The sequence below is a fragment of the Humibacter ginsengisoli genome, assembly GCF_054780095.1.
This window is the reverse complement of sequence record NZ_BAAGWZ010000003.1, coordinates 31,283-48,571: the sequence shown is the minus strand read 5'-3', so window position 1 is coordinate 48,571 and position 17,289 is coordinate 31,283. Positions and strand designations below refer to the sequence as shown.

Sequence of the window (17,289 nt, the reverse complement as noted above, 5' to 3'; positions counted from 1 at the left end):
TCAGACCACGCGTTCCAGGGCGTTCGCGATGGCCACGGCGCGCAACGGGGCCGCCGCCTTGTTCTGCGACTCGATGAACTCGCTCTCCGGCACCGAGTCCGCCACGAGGCCGCCCCCGGCCTGAACACGGGCGACGCCGTCCATGATGGTGGCGGTGCGGATGGCGATGGCCAGGTCGGCGTCGCCGCCGAAGCCGAAGTAGCCCACCACTCCCCCGTACACGCCTCGCTGCGCCGGCTCGAGCTCGTCGATGATCTCCAGCGCCCGCGGCTTGGGCGCCCCGGAGAGCGTGCCGGCCGGGAACGTCGAGCGGAAGACGTCGACCGCGGTGGCGTCGTCCCGCAGATCGCCCTCCACCGACGAGACGATGTGCATGATGTGGCTGAACCGTTCGACCCGCATGAACTCGGTCACCTCGACGGTACCGGCCACGCACACTCGAGCCAGATCGTTGCGGGCGAGGTCGACGAGCATGAGGTGCTCCGCTCGCTCCTTCTCGTCGGCGAGCAGCTCGGACTCGAGTTCGGCATCCTCCTCGGGTGTCGCGCCGCGCGGCCGGGATCCGGCGATCGGATGCGTGTACGCTCGCCGCTCCTGCACCTTCACGAGCGCCTCCGGCGAGGATCCGACGACCGTGTACGGCGCTCCGCCGACGCGCTCGAGCCGGAGCAGATACATGTAGGGGCTCGGGTTGAGGCTGCGCAGCACGCGGTACACGTCGAGCGGGTCGGCAGCCGTCGGCAGCTCGAACCGCTGGGAGACGACGACCTGGAAGATGTCGCCCGCCCTGATCCGCTCCTTCGCCGTCTCGACCGAGGAGAGGAAGTCCTCTCGCCGGGTGCGGGAGACGGGCGAGGGCGCTATCGAGAAGTCCGCGCGCTCGAGGTGCGCCTCGGCCGGCTTCGACAGCGCGGCCTGCATGCGGTCGAGCCTGGCCTGGGCATCCGCCCAGCGCGTGTCGGCCCAGTCGGCGCCCGCATCGTCGCCGGGGGCGAGCACGTTCGCAATGAGCTGCACAGTGCCGAAACGGTGGTCGACGGCCACGAGGTCGGAGACGAAGCACAGCGCCTGACCGGGAACGTCGAACTCCGCGGGCGGCTGGTCGGGCAGCCGTTCCAGTTGGCGCACCGCCTCCCAGCCGATGAAGCCGACGAGCCCGCCGGTGAGGGGCGGCATGCCCTCGACCGGCTCGGAGCGCCAGCGCTCGTACAGCAGCGCGAGCAGCTCGAGCGAGGGTGTCGCAGCCAGCCGGGATGCGGCATCCGCTCCGAACGCGGCCGAGGCATCCAGTCCGTAGTCCAGCCACAGAGCGTCGTCGCCGTTCTGCGTGAGAACGCCGAACGCTGCGACGCCCACGAACGAGTAGCGGGAGAAGATGCCGCCCTGCTCGGCCGACTCGAGGAGGAACGTGCCAGGTCTTCCGTCTGCGAGTTTGCGGTAGATGCCGACCGGTGTCTCGCCGTCGGCGAAGAGCTCGCGAGCGACCGGGATGACCCGCCGTGTGCCGAGCAGTTCCTCGAACCGCTCGCGCGTGGTGGTTCCCGCGCTGCTCATGATCCGCTCCGTTCGGCGTGCTGCACGGGAGTCTGGATCTCGAGCGGATCCAGGAGGTCGGTGTCGAAGCACGTGCGCGTTCCGGTGTGGCACGCGGCTCCGATCTGCTCGACGCGCACCAGCAGGGTGTCGCCGTCGCAGTCCAGCGCGGCACCGCGCACGTACTGCACGTGACCCGAGGTGTCGCCTTTCCGCCAGTACTCCTGACGCGACCTGGACCAGAACGTGACTCTGCCCTCGCTCATGGTGCGCAGGAACGCCTCGCGGTCCATCCAGCCGACCATGAGCACCTCACGGGAGTCCCACTGCTGGATGACGGCGGGCAGAAGCCCCTTGTCGTCGAAGCGCACGCGATCGAGAATCGCGGATGCCTGTTCCCTGGCCTGCTCGCGCTCTCCCTGCGTCACTGCACCCTCGTCGGTCACCGCCGCACCTCCTCGCCCGCTGCTTGCAGGGCATCCTTCACGTCACCGATCGTCATCAGCCCGTCGTGGAACACGCTGGCAGCGAGCACCGCATCCGCGCCGGCATCCACCGCCGGGGCGAAGTGCTCGACGGCGCCGGCGCCTCCGGATGCGATCACCGGAACGGTGCTGGCCTCGCGCATCCGGCGCACGAGCTCGAGGTCGAAACCCTGTTTCGTGCCGTCAGCGTCGATCGAGTTCACCAGGAGCTCCCCCGCGCCCAAGTCGATGGCCTGCCGCGCCCAGGCGATGGCATCCAGATCGGTCTCGGTGCGGCCGCCGTGTGTGGTCACCACGAAGCCGGAATCGGTGCGCGGTGACCGTTTCACATCCAGCGAGAGCACGAGCACCTGCGCACCGAACCGGTCGGCGATCTCCGCGATGAGCGCCGGACGGGCGATGGCCGCGCTGTTCACGCCGATCTTGTCGGCGCCACTGCCGAGGAGCCGCGCGACGTCATCGCTCGAACGGACTCCCCCGCCGACGGTGAGCGGGATGAAGACCTGCTCCGCCGTGCGCCGCACGACATCGTGGGTCGTGGCACGGCCCTCGACCGTGGCCGTCACGTCGAGGAACGTGAGCTCGTCGGCGCCCTGCTCGTAATACCTGGCGGCGAGTTCGACGGGGTCGCCGGCGTCGCGCAGGTTCGCGAAGTTGACGCCCTTCACGACGCGCCCGTCGGCAACGTCGAGGCACGGGATGACCCGGATCGCGAGAGACATCGGAAGCCCTCCTTACGCCTCAGAGCCTCGCCGCGTGGATCGCGGTCACCAGGATGGCCCGGGCGCCGAGCTCGTAGAGGTCGTCCATCGTGCGGTTGGTGCTGGTGCGCGGCACCATGGCCCGCACTGCGACCCATCCGGAGTCGCGCAGCGGCGAGATCGTCGGCGACTCGACACCTGGCGTGAGGGCGACCGCCTTCTCGATCAGGTGCGATGGCAGGTCGTAGTCGATCAGCACGTACTGCCTGGCGACCATGACCCCCTGAAGGCGGCGGTGCAGCGTGCCCAGGCCGGACGTCCTCTCCGGTCCGGCCGAGGCATCCGTCGACGCCCGCGCGGCCCCGTCGGGGGCGGCGATCAGCACGGCCTGCGACTGCAGGATGACCGGTCCGAAGATCTCCAGACCCTGCTTGCGCAAGGTGGAACCGGTCTCGACGACGTCGGCGACGGCATCCGCGACGCCGAGGCGCACCGCCGACTCGACGGCCCCATCGAGGCGGACGAGCGTCACCGAGACGCCCGCATCGCGCAGATAGCCGCCGACCAGTCCGTCGTAGCTGGTGGCCACCCGGTGGCCCTCGAGATCCTTGACATCGGTGAACCGCCCCGCCGGTCCGGCGAACCGGAACGTCGAGGAGGCGAAGCCGAGCTCGTCGATCTCTTCGGCGGGCGATCCGGAGTCCAGCAGCAGGTCACGGCCGGTGATTCCCACGTCAAGTGCGCCGCTGCCGACATAGGTGGCGATGTCGCGCGGGCGAAGGTAGAAGAACTCGACGTCGTTCGCCGGGTCGGCGACGATGAGCTCCTTGGGGTCTTTGCGTCCGTTGTAGCCGGCTTCGGCGAGCATCTGGGCGGCGGTTTCGGAGAGCGAGCCCTTGTTGGGCACGGCGATCTTCAGCATGGGGTGCAGGTCTTTCTTGTCGTGTATCTGGCAGCTGTCATCGGCTGGGCTGGTGCCGTTCACAGATGTCGGTACACGTCCTGCAGCGTGAGGCCCTTCGCGAGCATGAGCACCTGAAGGTGGTAGAGCAACTGGGAGATCTCCTCGGCGGTCTCGTCGTCGCTCTGGTACTCGCCCGCCATCCACACCTCGGCGGCCTCTTCGACGATCTTCTTGCCGATGGTGTGGATGCCTGCGTCGAGCTCGCGCACGGTGCCGGATCCCTCTGGTCGGGTCTCGGCCCTCTGCGTCAGCTCGGCGAACAGGTCGTCGAAGGTCTTCACCCCACCAGGTTAGCCGCGATAGTGGCGCGATCAGTGCGCGAGAGACGCACGCTCCCGCAGCAGGTCGATCTGGGCGGCAGGATCGTCGGCACGGAACACGCTCGAGCCCGCGACGAACGTGTCGGCGCCCGCCTCCGCGGCTGTGACGATCGTCTCCTCGGTGATGCCGCCGTCCACCTGCAGCCAGACATCCAGACCCCGCGCGGTCGCGGCATCCCGCAGCCTTCGCAGCTTCGGCAGCGTCTCTGGCATGAAGCTCTGGCCGCCGAATCCGGGCTCGACGGTCATCACGAGCACCTGGTCGAACTCCTCGAGCAGGCCGAGGTAGGCATCCGGCTCGGTACCCGGCTTGAGGGCGATGCCCGCCCGTGCCCCTATGTCACGCAGCCGACGGGCGAGCGCGACCGGCTCGGAGGCCGCTTCGGCGTGGAACGTGACCGAGTAGGCGCCCAGCTCCGCGTAGCCCGGCGCCCAGCGCTCCGGCTCGGTGATCATCAGGTGCACGTCGAGCGGTACGGGCGAGACGTCTTGAATGCGCCCCACCATCTGCGGCCCGAACGTGAGGTTGGGCACGAAGTGGTTGTCCATCACGTCCACGTGCACCAGGTCGGCCGAGGCGATCCGGTCGAGCTCGTGCTGCATGTTCACGAAGTCGGCGGCGAGGATGCTGGGGTTGATACGGGGCATGGCTATTGCTTCTCCAGGAGTGCGATGAACATGGCATCCGTTCCGTGCCGGTGCGGCCACAGCTGTACCTGCGCCGGGTCGCCGGCGAGTTCGAGCGGGTTCACGGCGAGGCCCTGCACGACATCCTGGGTGGGCAACTCCCGCAGCTCCCCCGGATGCCGCTTCAACGCGTCGCTGACCTGCACGCGCGTCTCCGCGAGGTGCGGTGAGCACGTGACGTAGCAGAGCAGTCCGCCGGGCCGCAGCGCCTTCACCGCCGAGTCGATGAGCGCCGCCTGCAGCCTGGTGAGCTCGGGAACGTCGCCCGGTGTCTTGCGCCATCGTGCCTCAGGCCGCCGCCGCAGCGCGCCCAGGCCGGTGCACGGGGCGTCCAGCAGCACACGGTCGTACCGTTCCGGTTCGTGGCTTCCGATCGTCGTCCCGTCGCGCTCGGTGAACTCCACCACGGATGCGACGGGAGCGACCGCGCGTCGCACCAGTTCGAGGCGGGCCTGCACGAGCTCGTTCGCCACGAGCCATGAACCGGATGCCTTCGCAGCCGCCGCGAGGATCGCCGCCTTGCCGCCGGGTCCGGCGCAGAGATCGAGCCAGCGCTCGCCGCGGGCGACGTCGCGGGCACGGAGGAACAACTGCGCCGCGAGCTGAGAACCCTCGTCCTGTACTCGGATCGCGCCGTCCGTCGCCGAGACGATTGCTGCCGGGTCTCCGCCCTTCCACACGAAGCCGATCGGTGAATAGCGGTCGAGGTCGGAATCCTCCGGGCGCTGGGCGAGTCCCGGCAGCGCCGCCAGGTTCACCCGCGGTGCCTCGTTGTCGGCCTTCAACAGCTCCTCGAGCTCCGCTTCCCGGTGCTCGGCGGCCAGCGCATGGCGGAAGGCCCGCACGATCCACGCCGGATGCGACTCGAGTGAAGACAGGCGATCGTCTTCCGTTCGGGCACGGTCGGCCACGCGCTGCTGCCAGACATCCGGCTTCACGCGTGCGATCGCACGAAGCACGCCGTTCGCGAAGCCCACCGCGGAGCGGGACGCTGCCGTGCGCACGAGCTCGACGGTCTCGTTCACGGCGGCGTGGCTCGGCGTGCGCAACGTGAGCAGCTGATGGCAGCCCAGGCGGAGCGCGTCGAGCACGGGTTCGTCGATGCGGTCGGTTGCGCGGCCGGCGGCGAGCTCGATGACCCGGTCGTAGTAGCCGAGCATGCGCAAGGTGCCATACGTCAGCTCGGTGGCGAGCGCCGCGTCGGAGTGCGGAAGGCGGGCACGTTCGAGGCGCACCGGCAGCAGCAGGTTGGCGTAGGCATCCGACTCGGCGACGGCTCTGAGCACGTCGAACGCGATGGAGCGTGCCGAAGCCGCCGTGCGAGCCGGACCAGTTGTGCGGCCGGAGGCACTGGTGCGGCCGGATGCGTGCCTGGCCGGGCGGTCGCTCACGATGTCGCCCCCGCGTCGCAGGGAGCGCAGGCCACGTCAGCGCTCGCGTCTTGCGGGAGGCCCCGGAGCCAGTCCGCAGCGCCCATGGCGCGCTTGCCCGCCGGCTGAACGGTCAGGAGCTCGAGCGGAGACGTGCCCGTGCCGAGGTACGCACGGCTGCCGTGCAACCGAAGCGTACCGGCGGGTAGCGGCTCCGATGCGGCCCGTGCCGCCGCCAGCACCTTCACCCTCGTGCCGCCGATCGTGAAGAACGCACCCGGCTCCGGCGTGACGCCGCGCAGGCGGGCATACACCTCGCGGGCGTCGCGAGTGAGGTCGAGTCGTGCGTCGTCGAGCGTGAGCTTGGGGGCGAGGGTGGTCTCCCCCACCTGCGGAGTCGCGACAGCGGTGCCGTCGGCGATCCCGTCCACGACGCGGGCGACCAGTCCGGCACCGTCGACCGCGAGCGATTCGAGAAGGTCGCCTGCAGTCTCGTCCGCACCGATCGGGCGTTCCAGGGCGTCATACACGTCTCCGGCGTCCAGCTCGGGAACCAGCCGGAACACCGCGGCGCCGGTGCTCTCGTCGCCGGCGATCAGCGCGCGTTGCACCGGAGCAGCACCTCGCCATCTGGGAAGCAGCGAGAAGTGCAGGTTGATCCAGCCGTGCGCGGGCGCGGAGAGCAGCGGTTCGCGCACGAGACCGCCGTAGGCGACGACCACGCCGAGCTCCGCACCTGTCTGCAGGATGCGCTCGGTCGCCTCGTCGTCGAGCCGCGCCGTCTTCAGCACCGGGAGCCCGAGTGCGCCGGCGGCCCGTGCGACCGGGGAGGGCGTGAGCACGCGCTTACGACCGAGCGGCGCGTCCGGCCGGGTGACGACCAGGGCCACGTCGTGCTGACCGCCGGCCAGCATCTGCAGCGTGGGAACCGCGGCGGACGGAGTTCCGGCGAACACGATCCTCATCGGATGGGCGCTCCTTAACGGTGGGCTGGCAGCTCTGGGAAGTCTTCGTTCTATCGCGGCTCCGCGGCTCAGAGACTCAATCGGTTCGGCCGTGCGAGTGAACTCGCACGGCTCTCACCTCAATCGTCTCTATCGCGGCTCCGCGGCTCAGAGACTCAATCGGTTCGGCCGTGCGAGTGAACTCGCACGGCTCTCACCTCAATCGTCTCTATGTGAGTTCGGGGTCGTCGAGCCTGACTCTGAGTGTAGGCGGCGGCCGGTAGCCGCGGTCGCCGCGGGGTCTTCGGCCCTTCGCAGCGGCGCGCACGACCGCTGACCGCAGGGCGGCGGCGACCTCCGCTCCGTGGGCGTAGTCGAAGCGCACGATCGCGCGAACGGCATCCGGATGCGTACGAGCCGTTCGGGCCGCCGCCACGTTTTCGCCCTGCCGATCAGGAGTGGGCCCGAGAACGTCGATGAAGCTGCCCGGCCGGAGGGCCGCGATAGCCTCGCCTACAGACTTGGCTGTTCCGGTCACGGTGGCCATTCGCACGGCCGGCGGGAATCGCAGCGCGCGCCGGTCGGCGAGCTGCTCGGACGCGTACGCGGGCTGACGCCAGGTCGCCAGCGCCTGAGCGAGCGGGCCGGCGACTCCGACGAGCACGACAGGAGCACCGGGAGCGGCGAACGAGGCCGCATTCGACCACCAGCGCAGGCAGTCCTCCGCGACGTTGAGGGACTCGCGTGCGAGCATCCGTTCCCCGTCCAGCAGGAGCACAGCACGGTATCCGCCCGGTGCGACGGGTTCGGCGCCCCGGGTCGCGACCACCAGCGCGGGCCGCTCGTCGACGGCCGTCACCCGGCGCTCGCCGTCGGAGACGACGACGCGGGTGCCGGGGAACGCACGGCCCAGCTCCTCGGCCGTGCGCGAGCTGCCGCGAGTCACGAGCCGCACCCGGGTGCCGCCGCAGTGCGAGCACGTCCATCCGGTCGCGATGGCGCCGCACCAGCGGCAGGATGGGGCCGCACCGGCGCGATCGAGTCCCAAGGGACCGCCGCACCGCCGGCACCGTGCTGCCTCTCGGCACTGCGCGCACGCCAGCACCGGGGCGTAACCGGGCCGGGCGACCTGCACGAGCACCGGCCCCTCCTTCAGCCCCTCAGCGGCCGCACGCCAGGCGCCGTCGGGCACCCGGGACGGCGCGGCGTCGCCGGACTGCGCGGCAGTCACCACGATGCGCGGAGCCACTCGTGGCTCCGGTGAGTGGGCGGTCAGCCAGCCGAGCTCGACGAGGCGTTGCACCTCGAGGCTCCGGGTGTGTGCGACGAACGCGAGGCCGCATCCTTCCTCCTCGGCCCGCACGAGCGCGACATCCCTGGCGTGCGCATACGGCGCGAGCGGCTCGGCGTGCAACGGGTCGGAATCGTCCCATAACGCGATCAGTCCGAGGCGATGCGCGGGTGCGTACACGGCGGAGCGGTTCCCGATCACGACGACCGGGCGTGACTCCAGGCAGCGCAGGAACGCTCGGTACCGGTCCTGATTCGGTTGCGCGGCGTCGAGCCGCGTCACGGCCCCCGGCTCGACGAGGCCGGCCAGGGCTGCCTGGAGCTGGTCGAGGTCGCGGTAGTCGGGCACCGCGAGGATGGCGCTTCGACCGGATGCCAGACACCGGGCCGCCAGCTCCGCCAGCGTCACCGCCCAGCCGCCAACCCACTCGCCGTCAGCCGTGCGCGCCAGTCGCGGCACGGCATCCACCGCCAGACGCGCGCCGTCGTCCACGGCCCGGCCGAGCTGTGAGCCGTAACCGCGAACGGGACGCTCCGGTCCCTGGACCGAAGCAGGAGCGGCAGGATGCTCGCTCGCCAGCCACGTCTTCTCCACCCGCACCATACGCGGAGGGATGGCCAGCCGCAGCACGTCGCTGGCGCTGCCTGCGGAGCGGTCCGCAACGCGACGAGCCAGTCGCGCCACCTGCGGCGTGAGCACTCGGGCGGCGGAGACGACGGAGTCCAGCTCGCTCAGCTCTCCCTCGAAATCGGCGTGATCCGTCACCTCGACGAGGTAGCCGTCAGCAAGCCGGCCGGCAGAGCGCAACGGCACGGTCACCCGCACGCCGGGCACGGCCTCACCGCGCAACCGCTCCGGGATCGAGTAGTCGAACAGCCGGTCGAGCTGAGGCAGAGGCGTGTCGACGATCACCCGCGCCACACGGGCTGCCGGCATCGCAGCTCCTAGATTCCGGCGGCCGACCGCAGATCGTCGACGCGGTCGAGTCGCTCCCAGGTGAAGTCGGGCAGCTCGCGGCCGAAGTGCCCGTACGTGGCGGTCTTCGCATAGATGGGCCGCAGAAGCTCGAGGTCACGGATGATCGCCGCCGGCCGCAGGTCGAAGACCTCGCGGATGGCGGCCGTAATGCGGTCGTCGGGGAGGTGCCCCGTGCCGAACGTCTCGACATAGAGGCCCACAGGCGACGCGGTGCCGATCGCGTAGGCAACCTGCACCTCCAGCCGGTCGGCAAGCCCGGCGGCGACGGCGTTCTTCGCCACCCAGCGCATCGCGTACGCGCCGGACCGGTCGACCTTCGACGGATCCTTGCCGCTGAACGCCCCACCGCCGTGCCGGGACGCGCCGCCGTACGTGTCGATGATGATCTTGCGGCCGGTGAGTCCGGCGTCGCCTTGCGGGCCGCCGATCTCGAACCTGCCAGTCGGGTTGATCAGCAGCTTCACGTCGCGCGAGTCGAGGTCCACCCTGTCGAGCACGGGACGGATGACGTGCTCGGCCACCTCTGCCCGCAGCCGCTCCGTCGAGACGGCGGGCGAGTGCTGCGTGGAGAGCACCACGGTGTCGATGGTGCGCGGCACGATGCCGTCGTAGCCGATCGTCACCTGGGTCTTGCCGTCGGGTCGCAGGAAGTCGAGCTCATCAGCCTTGCGCACCTCGGCGAGCCGCTCCGCGAGACGGTGCGCGATCCAGATCGGCACGGGCATGAGCTCCGCCGTCTCGGTCGTCGCGTAGCCGAACATGATGCCCTGGTCGCCCGCGCCCTGCCGGTCGAGCAGGTCGACGGATGCCTCCTCGCGCGACTCGTAGGCGTCGTCGACTCCCTGCGCGATGTCGGGCGACTGGCCACCGATAGAGATCGAGACGCCGCACGACCGCCCATCGAACCAGACGTCTGACGATGTGTAGCCGATCGAGGTGATGATGTCGCGCACGATGGCCGGGATCTCGACGTAGCCACTCGTGCTGACCTCCCCGGCGACGTGCACCAAGCCGGTGGTCACCAGCGTCTCCACGGCGACGCGACTATACGGGTCGACGGAGAGGAGGGCATCCAGGATGCCGTCGGAGACCTGGTCGCAGATCTTGTCGGGGTGGCCCTCGGTCACCGATTCGGAGGTGAAGAGACGCAGAGATGTCATGAGTGCTCCAGCTGATCCTCAGGGCGCTTCTCGCGCCTCGCTGGTCGCGACGCGCTCGGGAACGGCGCCCCTCGCCCCATCCACGTTCTGGTCGCGGGTCAGGCGGAGGTGATGACGTCGAGAATACGGTCGGCCACCGACGCCTTGGTGCCGGAGGCCTCCATCACTATATCGCCGCCGGAATCGAGGACGACGACCTCGTTGTGGTCGGTGGAGAACCCGGTGTGCCAGCCCACGTTGTTGATGACCAGGAAGTCGCAACCCTTGCGCTGCAGTTTGCGTCTGCCGAGCTCGATCAGCGCTTGCGGATCGCGCTCGGTCTCTGCGGCGAACCCCACCACGACCTGGTCGGGCTGCTTCTGCGCGGAGAGCTCGGCGAGGATGTCGGGGTTCGCGACGAGCGAGAGCTCGAGCCCGTCGCCGACGTTCTCCTTCTTGATCTTCGCCTCGCTGGTGGCCTCCGGCCGGAAGTCGGCGACGGCGGCGGCCATCACCACGAGATCGGCGTCGGCCGCGGCGTCCGTCACAGCGCGCTGCAGCTCGAGAGCCGTCGACACGGTGCGCGTCTCCACCCCCTCGGGAGCAGGTACGTCCAGGTGCGCCGCGACCAGCACGACGTCCGCTCCCCTGTCGCGCGCCGCCACGGCAAGCGCGACACCCTGCTTGCCGCTGGATCGGTTGCCGAGGAATCGCACAGGGTCGAGGGGCTCCCTCGTGCCTCCTGCGGTGATCACGATGCGGTGACCCACCAGGTCCCGGCGGCCGCGTGCGGCGTCCTGTGCGGATGCCGCACGGTCGCGCCGCCCCTGCTGTCGCACAGCGAGCGCCATGGCAGCCGCCACGATCGCGTCCGGCTCCTCCATGCGCCCGGGACCGGAGTCCGATCCAGTGAGCTGCCCGACGCCTGGACCCACGACGGCGACGCCGCGCAGGCGCAGGGTCTGCACGTTGGCCTGAGTGGCCGGATGCCGCCACATCTCCGTGTGCATCGCAGGCGCGATGAGCACGGGCGCTTCCGTCGCGAGCACGGTGTTCGTCAGCAGGTCGTCCGCCAGACCATTCGCAAGCTTCGCGATGGTGTTGGCAGTGGCCGGCGCGATCACGACGAGGTCGGCGCGCTTGCCGATCCCGACGTGCCGCACCTCCGAGACCCCCTCGTAGAGGTCGGTGTTCAGTGGCTTGCGGCTGATCGCCTCGAAGGTGGGAGCGCCGACGAAGCGCAGAGCGGCGTCGGTCGCGATCACGTGCACGTCGTGCCCGAGGAGCACGAACGAGCGAATGACCGACACCGCCTTGTATGCGGCGATGCCGCCGGTCACACCGACGACGATCGTCAACGGCGTGCTCACGGCGGCACTCTCGCTCGAGCTCACTCGACTGTCGTCACTCGCAGGCGATCACTCGTCGACGGGACGGCTGACGAGCTTGTCCTCGTTGATCTCGTGCAGGGCGACCGACAGCGGCTTGTCGTCGATCGTGGAGTCCACGAGCGGGCCGACGTTGTCGAACAGGCTGCCCTCGTGCAGGTCGGCGTAGTAGTCGTTGATCTGACGTGCTCGCTTGGACGCGAAGATCACCAGCGCGTACTTGGACTCGACGCGCGAAAGCAGCTCGTCGATCGGCGGGTCGATGATGCCCTTGGCTGCTGTTGACATGAATGCTCCTTCGATTACGGCCGCTGGTCGTGCCTGTTCTGCCTTACCACTGCCGGGACGAGACTCTGGGTCTGCTGCGGAGGCGGGCTGACCTCGACGTTCAGCGACCGGATGACGTTGCGGCGCGACGCGGTCGGCGCGCGCGCACCTTCATCAAGTCTACGACCTGAACCGCGGCGTCGGCCACGGTGCTGTTCACCACCTGCGCGTCGAACTCGTCCTGCGACGCGAGCTCGACCTTCGCGGTGGCCAGTCTGCGGTGCTGCTCCTCCTGCGATTCGGTGCCGCGGCCGATGAGGCGGCGCACCAGCTCGTCCCAGCTCGGCGGCGCGAGGAAGACGAGCACGGCATCCGGCATCGCCGCCCGCACCTGCCGCGCGCCCTGAAGATCGATCTCCAGCAGCACGCTGCGACCCTCGGCCAGAGCGCGCTCGATCGGCGCACGCGGCGTGCCGTAGCGGTGGCTGTTGTGCACCTTCGCCCACTCGAGCAGTTCGTGGTCCGCGATCATGCGGTCGAACTCGGCGTCGTCGACGAAGTAGTAGTCGACGCCGTCGATCTCTCCTGGACGTGGACGCCTCGTGGTCGCCGAGACCGACAGCACCACCTGCGGGTAGTTCTCTCTGATGTGCCTCGCCACGGTGCCCTTGCCGACGGCGGTGGGTCCGGCGAGCACCGTGAGCCGGGCACGGTGACCGGCCGTCGGCCGCTCGAAGCGCTCGATGAGGAACTCACGCAGGCGGGTGCGCTGGTGCTTGCCGAGCCCTCCGAGCCGCTTGACGGGGGCGATCTCTAGGCGCGACAGAATGTCTGCGGTCTTCGTCGCGCCGATGGCCTTCAGGCTCATCAGGAAGTCGGTGATGCGCAGCGTGCCTTCCGGGCCGCCGGGGTTCGCGGTCGCCTTCTCGAGCACCTCGACGGGCGACCGCACGCCCTTCGAAAGATCCGATTTGACGGCGGCCCGGGCGCGGCGGGCGGCCACCGCGGCGCGCGACGCGGCGACGCGGTCGACCTCTGGCGGTCGGAGGCGGGGAGAGCGGAGTGCTGAGTCGGGCATGTCGTCAGTAAGGGTGGTGTTGGTCAGCGGGCACTGAGGTATTCGTTCGCACGCGAGGCGATCGCGTTGGCGAGGCTATCGGGACCCGCCGACAGGATGCTACGGCTCTCGCTCGCGATGACCCACTCGGCTGCCGCCCCGAAGCGGGCGAGGTCGGCGATATCGGCACCCTGGTGGCCGAATCCGGGGCCAAGAATCGGAGCGGGGGGCGAGAACGCTGCGAGGCCGGCATCTGCCCAGTTTACGGTTCCGCCGACGACGAACCCGAGGCAGGCCCACTCCCCCGCCGGCGTGTGCTCGGCGTTGCGTGAGGACACCTCGGCGACGATGCGGGCCGACACCGTGTCACCGTCGTCGAGACGTGCACGCTGCGCGGCGAACGCGTCCGGATTGCTTGTCGCCGCGAGCACGAAGACGCCCTTCTCGTGGGCCTCCGCGAGCTCGAAGGCGTGATTCAGGGCGCCGGTACCGAGAAACGGGTTCACGGTCATGGCGTCCGCCTCCAGCGGTGACCCGGGACGCAGCCAGGCGTCGGCATACGCGTCCATGGTCGTGCCGATGTCGCCGCGTTTGGCGTCGGCGATCACGACGAGACCCGCGGACCTGCCGGCACGCACAACCTCTTCCAGCGCGGCGAACCCGGCTGACCCGTAGCGCTCGAAGAACGACACCTGCGGCTTCACGATCCCGGCAGAGCCGATGGCTGCCTCGACCACGCGCAACCCGAACTCGCGCGCGCCGGCGGCAGAGACATCCAGACCCCACCCCGTGAGCAGAGCAGGATGCGGATCGATGCCGACACAGAGCGGACCGCGTTCGCCAAGCACAGCCCGGACGCGTTCGCCGAAACCGGTCACGCGCGCTCCGCCCTGTCGATCGCGTACTGCTGCAGCGATCTCACATCGAAGCCCTCGCGGATCGCGTCGATGGAGGCGACGGCCGCGCTCAGCTCGGCGATCGTGGTGAACAGTGCGATGTCGGCGGCGACCGCGGCCGCACGGATCTCGTACCCGTCGGCGCGCGCCGAGCGACCGCTCGGCGTGTTGACGACCACGTCGATCTCGCTGCGATTGATCAGGTCGACGATGCTCGGCTCGTCGCCGGATGGTTCGTCGCTGAACTTGCGCACCGTCGAGGCATCGATGCCGTTGCGCGCCAGCACCTCCGCCGTCCCCTCCGTCGCGACCAGCCTGTAGCCCTGCTGCGCCAGACGCAGCGCGGGCAGCACGATGGACCGCTTGTCGCGATCGCTGACCGAGACGAAGACCGTGCCGCTCAACGGCATCCCGCCGTACGCCGCCGTCTGGCTCTTCGCGAACGCGCGCGGGAAGTCACGGTCGATGCCCATCACCTCACCGGTCGAGCGCATCTCGGGCCCGAGCACCGAGTCGACCATCTGGCCGTCGCGGGTGCGGAAGCGCTTGAACGGCAGCACGGCCTCCTTCACCGAGATCGGTGCGTCGAGAGGTACCACCGAGCCGTCCTGCGCGGGCAGCAGGCCGGCATCCTTCAGCCCGGCGATCGACTCGCCGACCATGATGCGGCTCGCTGCTTTGGCAAGAGGGATCCCCAGCGCCTTCGACACGAACGGCACCGTGCGACTGGCACGCGGGTTGGCCTCCAGCACGTACAGCACGCCGGCGGCGATGGCGAACTGCACGTTCAGCAGTCCTTGCACGCCGATGCCCTGCGCGATCTTCAGCGTCGCCTCGCGCACCCGGTCGATCTCGGCACGGCCAAGCGTGACCGGCGGCAACGTGCAGCTGGAGTCGCCGGAGTGGATGCCCGCCTCCTCGATGTGCTCCATGACGCCGCCGATGTAGAGCGCGGTTCCGTCGTACAGCGCGTCAACGTCGATCTCGGTGGCGTCGTCGAGGAACCGGTCCACCAGCAGCGGATGCCCTGGCCCGATGATCGCCTGGTCGGCGACGCGCTCGAAGTAGTCCTCGAGCGACGGCGAGTCGTACACGATCTCCATGCCGCGCCCGCCGAGCACGTAGCTGGGGCGCACCAGCACCGGGAACCCGATCTCCGCAGCGACCGCCTGCGCGCCTGCCACGTCGTACGCCGTGCCGTTTCGCGGAGCGAGAAGGCCGGCATTCTCCAGGATCTCGGCGAACAGTCCGCGCTCCTCCGCGAGGTCGATCGCGCTCGGCGACGTGCCGAGGATCGTCACGCCCGCCGCCTCCAGGCCCTTCGCAAGGCCCAGCGCGGTCTGGCCGCCGAGCTGCACGACGACGCCGACGAGCTCGCCGGACTGCGACTCCGCATGGATGACCTCGAGCACGTCCTCGAGGGTGAGCGGCTCGAAGTAGAGCCGGTCGCTCGTGTCGTAGTCGGTGGAGACCGTCTCCGGGTTGCAGTTGACCATGATCGTCTCGAACCCGGCGTCGTGCAGGGCGAACGAGGCGTGCACGCAGGAGTAGTCGAACTCGACGCCCTGCCCGATCCGGTTCGGACCGGAGCCAAGGATGACCACCTTGCGCTTGTCGCTCGGCTCCACCTCGGTCTCGCTGTCGTAGCTCGAGTAGTGGTACGGCGTGAGGGCCGGGAATTCGCCCGCACAGGTATCGACCGTCTTGTACACCGGGCGCACGCCGAGGATGTGCCGCACCTCGCGCACCTCGGCCTCGCCGAAGCCGCGCAGCTGCCCGATCTGGGCATCCGAGAAGCCGTGGTCCTTGGCCAGCAGCATGGTCTCTGTGTCGAGCATGCCGGCACCCGCGATCTGGTCGGCGACCTCGTTGATGAGCACGATCTGGTCGAGGAACCACGGGTCGATGCCCGTCGCGCGATAGACGTCGTCGATGCTCGCACCCTTGCGCAGCGCCTGCTGCACGGTGACGATGCGGCCGTCCGTGGGGGTCGAGGCCGTCACGAGGAGTTCGTCGACGCTCCTGTGCTCGTCGCCCCAGTGGAACGACGACCCGTTCTTCTCCAGCGACCGCAGCGCCTTCTGCAGTGCGCTCGTGAAGCTGCGGCCGATGGCCATCGCCTCGCCGACGGATTTCATGGTCGTCGTCAGCGTGGGGTCGGCGGCGGGGAACTTCTCGAACGCGAACCGCGGAACCTTCACGACCACGTAGTCCAGAGTCGGTTCGAAGCTCGCCGGGGTGACCTTCGTGATGTCGTTCGGGATCTCGTCGAGCCGGTAGCCGATGGCGAGTTTCGCCGCGATCTTCGCGATCGGGAAGCCGGTCGCCTTCGACGCGAGGGCACTCGAACGCGAGACACGCGGGTTCATCTCGATGACGATCACGCGCCCGTTCTCCGGATTCACCGCGAACTGGATGTTGCAGCCGCCGGTGTCGACGCCCACGGCCCGGATGATGTCGATGCCGATGTCGCGCAGGCGCTGGTATTCGCGGTCGGTGAGCGTGAGCGCAGGAGCGACCGTGATGGAGTCGCCGGTGTGCACGCCGACCGGGTCGACGTTCTCGATCGAGCAGACCACGACCGTGTTGTCGGCCGTGTCGCGCATGAGCTCGAGCTCGTACTCCTTCCAGCCGAGGATCGACTCCTCCAGGAGCACCTCGTGAGTCGGCGAGTCGTGCAGGCCGGCTCCCGCGATGCGGCGCAGGTCGTCCTCGTTGTACGCGAACCCTGAGCCGAGTCCGCCCATCGTGAAGCTGGGTCGCACCACGAGCGGGTAGCCGAGTTCCTCGGCGCCGGTGAGCACCTCGTCCATGGTGTGGCAGATGCGGGATGCCGCGACATCCGCTCCGCACTCGATCACCAGCTCTTTGAAGACCTGCCGGTTCTCGCCCTTCTCGATGGCGTCGACGTTCGCGCCGATCAGCTCGACGCCGTATTTGTCGAGCGTGCCGGCCTTGAACAGCGCCATCGCGGCGTTGAGCGCCGTCTGGCCGCCGAGGGTCGGAAGGATGGCGTCGGGCTGCTCCTTCGCGATGATGGTCTCGATCACCTCGGGGGTGATCGGCTCGATGTAGGTGGCGTCCGCGAAGTCCGGGTCGGTCATGATCGTCGCCGGGTTGGAGTTGACCAGGATGACGCGCACGCCCTCCTCGCGCAGCACCCGGCACGCTTGCGTGCCCGAGTAGTCGAACTCGCAGGCCTGGCCGATCACGATCGGGCCGGACCCGATCACGAGAACGCTGGAGATGTCTTCTCTCTTGGGCATGGC

General features: G+C 69.5%; 15 protein-coding genes. All 15 read right to left on the bottom strand.

Annotated elements, in window-relative coordinates; all coding sequences use genetic code 11:
• The 15 genes from ACYVI5_RS04960 to carB all read right to left on the bottom strand — a co-directional run bounded on the left by ACYVI5_RS04960 (position 1) and on the right by carB (position 17,286).
• Positions 1 to 1,554: an anthranilate synthase component I gene (locus ACYVI5_RS04960; protein ID WP_460579247.1), complete on the bottom strand. Its 1,554-nt coding sequence runs from the start codon at positions 1,552 to 1,554 to the stop codon at positions 1 to 3.
• Positions 1,551 to 1,961 (bottom strand): phosphoribosyl-AMP cyclohydrolase, encoded by a 411-nt coding sequence (gene hisI, locus ACYVI5_RS04955; RefSeq protein ID WP_460579491.1) that lies wholly within the window; start codon positions 1,959 to 1,961, stop codon positions 1,551 to 1,553. Before hisI ends, ACYVI5_RS04960 begins: the two co-directional genes overlap by 4 nt.
• A gap of 14 nt (positions 1,962 to 1,975) precedes the next feature.
• Complete coding sequence (gene hisF / locus ACYVI5_RS04950; protein ID WP_460529146.1) at positions 1,976 to 2,740, bottom strand: imidazole glycerol phosphate synthase subunit HisF; 765 nt, start codon at positions 2,738 to 2,740, stop codon at positions 1,976 to 1,978.
• A gap of 19 nt (positions 2,741 to 2,759) precedes the next feature.
• Positions 2,760 to 3,641 (bottom strand): ATP phosphoribosyltransferase, encoded by an 882-nt coding sequence (gene hisG, locus ACYVI5_RS04945; protein ID WP_460579246.1) that lies wholly within the window; start codon positions 3,639 to 3,641, stop codon positions 2,760 to 2,762.
• Positions 3,642 to 3,700: 59 nt separating this feature from the next.
• Entirely contained in the window at positions 3,701 to 3,964 is a 264-nt protein-coding gene (locus ACYVI5_RS04940; protein ID WP_460579245.1) for a phosphoribosyl-ATP diphosphatase, read from the bottom strand.
• A gap of 30 nt (positions 3,965 to 3,994) precedes the next feature.
• A complete protein-coding gene (gene rpe / locus ACYVI5_RS04935) occupies positions 3,995 to 4,651 on the bottom strand; it encodes a ribulose-phosphate 3-epimerase (protein ID WP_460579244.1) in 657 nt (218 codons plus the stop codon).
• A 2-nt stretch (positions 4,652 to 4,653) separates the two neighbouring features.
• Positions 4,654 to 6,081 carry an RsmB/NOP family class I SAM-dependent RNA methyltransferase gene (locus ACYVI5_RS04930; protein ID WP_460579243.1) on the bottom strand — a complete coding sequence of 476 codons (1,428 nt, stop codon included), beginning with the start codon at positions 6,079 to 6,081 and terminating at the stop codon, positions 4,654 to 4,656.
• On the bottom strand, positions 6,078 to 7,025 hold the full coding sequence (locus ACYVI5_RS04925; protein WP_460579242.1) for a methionyl-tRNA formyltransferase: 948 nt from the start codon (positions 7,023 to 7,025) through the stop codon (positions 6,078 to 6,080). Before ACYVI5_RS04925 ends, ACYVI5_RS04930 begins: the two co-directional genes overlap by 4 nt.
• A 208-nt stretch (positions 7,026 to 7,233) precedes the next feature.
• Positions 7,234 to 9,231 carry a primosomal protein N' family DNA-binding protein gene (locus ACYVI5_RS04920; RefSeq protein WP_460579241.1) on the bottom strand — a complete coding sequence of 666 codons (1,998 nt, stop codon included), beginning with the start codon at positions 9,229 to 9,231 and terminating at the stop codon, positions 7,234 to 7,236.
• 8 nt (positions 9,232 to 9,239) lie between these two features.
• Positions 9,240 to 10,433: a methionine adenosyltransferase gene (gene metK, locus ACYVI5_RS04915; protein WP_460529167.1), complete on the bottom strand. Its 1,194-nt coding sequence runs from the start codon at positions 10,431 to 10,433 to the stop codon at positions 9,240 to 9,242.
• A 98-nt stretch (positions 10,434 to 10,531) separates the two neighbouring features.
• The gene (coaBC, locus tag ACYVI5_RS04910) at positions 10,532 to 11,770 is read right to left on the bottom strand and encodes a bifunctional phosphopantothenoylcysteine decarboxylase/phosphopantothenate--cysteine ligase CoaBC (protein ID WP_460579490.1); all 1,239 of its coding nucleotides are present in this window, start codon (positions 11,768 to 11,770) and stop codon (positions 10,532 to 10,534) included.
• Between the two features lie 60 nt (positions 11,771 to 11,830).
• Positions 11,831 to 12,088, bottom strand: a complete 258-nt coding sequence (rpoZ, locus tag ACYVI5_RS04905; RefSeq protein ID WP_460529170.1) for a DNA-directed RNA polymerase subunit omega — start codon at positions 12,086 to 12,088, stop codon at positions 11,831 to 11,833.
• A 100-nt stretch (positions 12,089 to 12,188) separates the two neighbouring features.
• Positions 12,189 to 13,145, bottom strand: a complete 957-nt coding sequence (gene gmk / locus ACYVI5_RS04900) for a guanylate kinase (RefSeq protein WP_460579240.1) — start codon at positions 13,143 to 13,145, stop codon at positions 12,189 to 12,191.
• Positions 13,146 to 13,168: 23 nt separating this feature from the next.
• The gene (pyrF, locus tag ACYVI5_RS04895) at positions 13,169 to 14,002 is read right to left on the bottom strand and encodes a beta/alpha barrel domain-containing protein (RefSeq protein ID WP_460579239.1); all 834 of its coding nucleotides are present in this window, start codon (positions 14,000 to 14,002) and stop codon (positions 13,169 to 13,171) included.
• Entirely contained in the window at positions 13,999 to 17,286 is a 3,288-nt protein-coding gene (gene carB / locus ACYVI5_RS04890) for a carbamoyl phosphate synthase large subunit (protein ID WP_460579238.1), read from the bottom strand. Before carB ends, pyrF begins: the two co-directional genes overlap by 4 nt.
• Positions 17,287 to 17,289: the final 3 nt, after the last annotated feature.

Excerpts from the sequence above, each read along its gene's own strand:
- ACYVI5_RS04960 (WP_460579247.1), bottom strand. The coding sequence starts at position 1,554 with ATGAGCAGCGCGGGAACCACCACGCGCGAGCGGTTCGAGGAACTGCTC.
- hisF (WP_460529146.1), bottom strand. The coding sequence starts at position 2,740 with ATGTCTCTCGCGATCCGGGTCATCCCGTGCCTCGACGTTGCCGACGGG.
- hisG (WP_460579246.1), bottom strand. The coding sequence starts at position 3,641 with ATGCTGAAGATCGCCGTGCCCAACAAGGGCTCGCTCTCCGAAACCGCC.
- rpe (WP_460579244.1), bottom strand. The coding sequence starts at position 4,651 with ATGCCCCGTATCAACCCCAGCATCCTCGCCGCCGACTTCGTGAACATG.
- ACYVI5_RS04925 (WP_460579242.1), bottom strand. The coding sequence starts at position 7,025 with ATGAGGATCGTGTTCGCCGGAACTCCGTCCGCCGCGGTTCCCACGCTG.
- ACYVI5_RS04920 (WP_460579241.1), bottom strand. The coding sequence starts at position 9,231 with ATGCCGGCAGCCCGTGTGGCGCGGGTGATCGTCGACACGCCTCTGCCT.
- metK (WP_460529167.1), bottom strand. The coding sequence starts at position 10,433 with ATGACATCTCTGCGTCTCTTCACCTCCGAATCGGTGACCGAGGGCCAC.
- rpoZ (WP_460529170.1), bottom strand. The coding sequence starts at position 12,088 with ATGTCAACAGCAGCCAAGGGCATCATCGACCCGCCGATCGACGAGCTG.
- gmk (WP_460579240.1), bottom strand. The coding sequence starts at position 13,145 with ATGCCCGACTCAGCACTCCGCTCTCCCCGCCTCCGACCGCCAGAGGTC.
- carB (WP_460579238.1), bottom strand. The coding sequence starts at position 17,286 with ATGCCCAAGAGAGAAGACATCTCCAGCGTTCTCGTGATCGGGTCCGGC.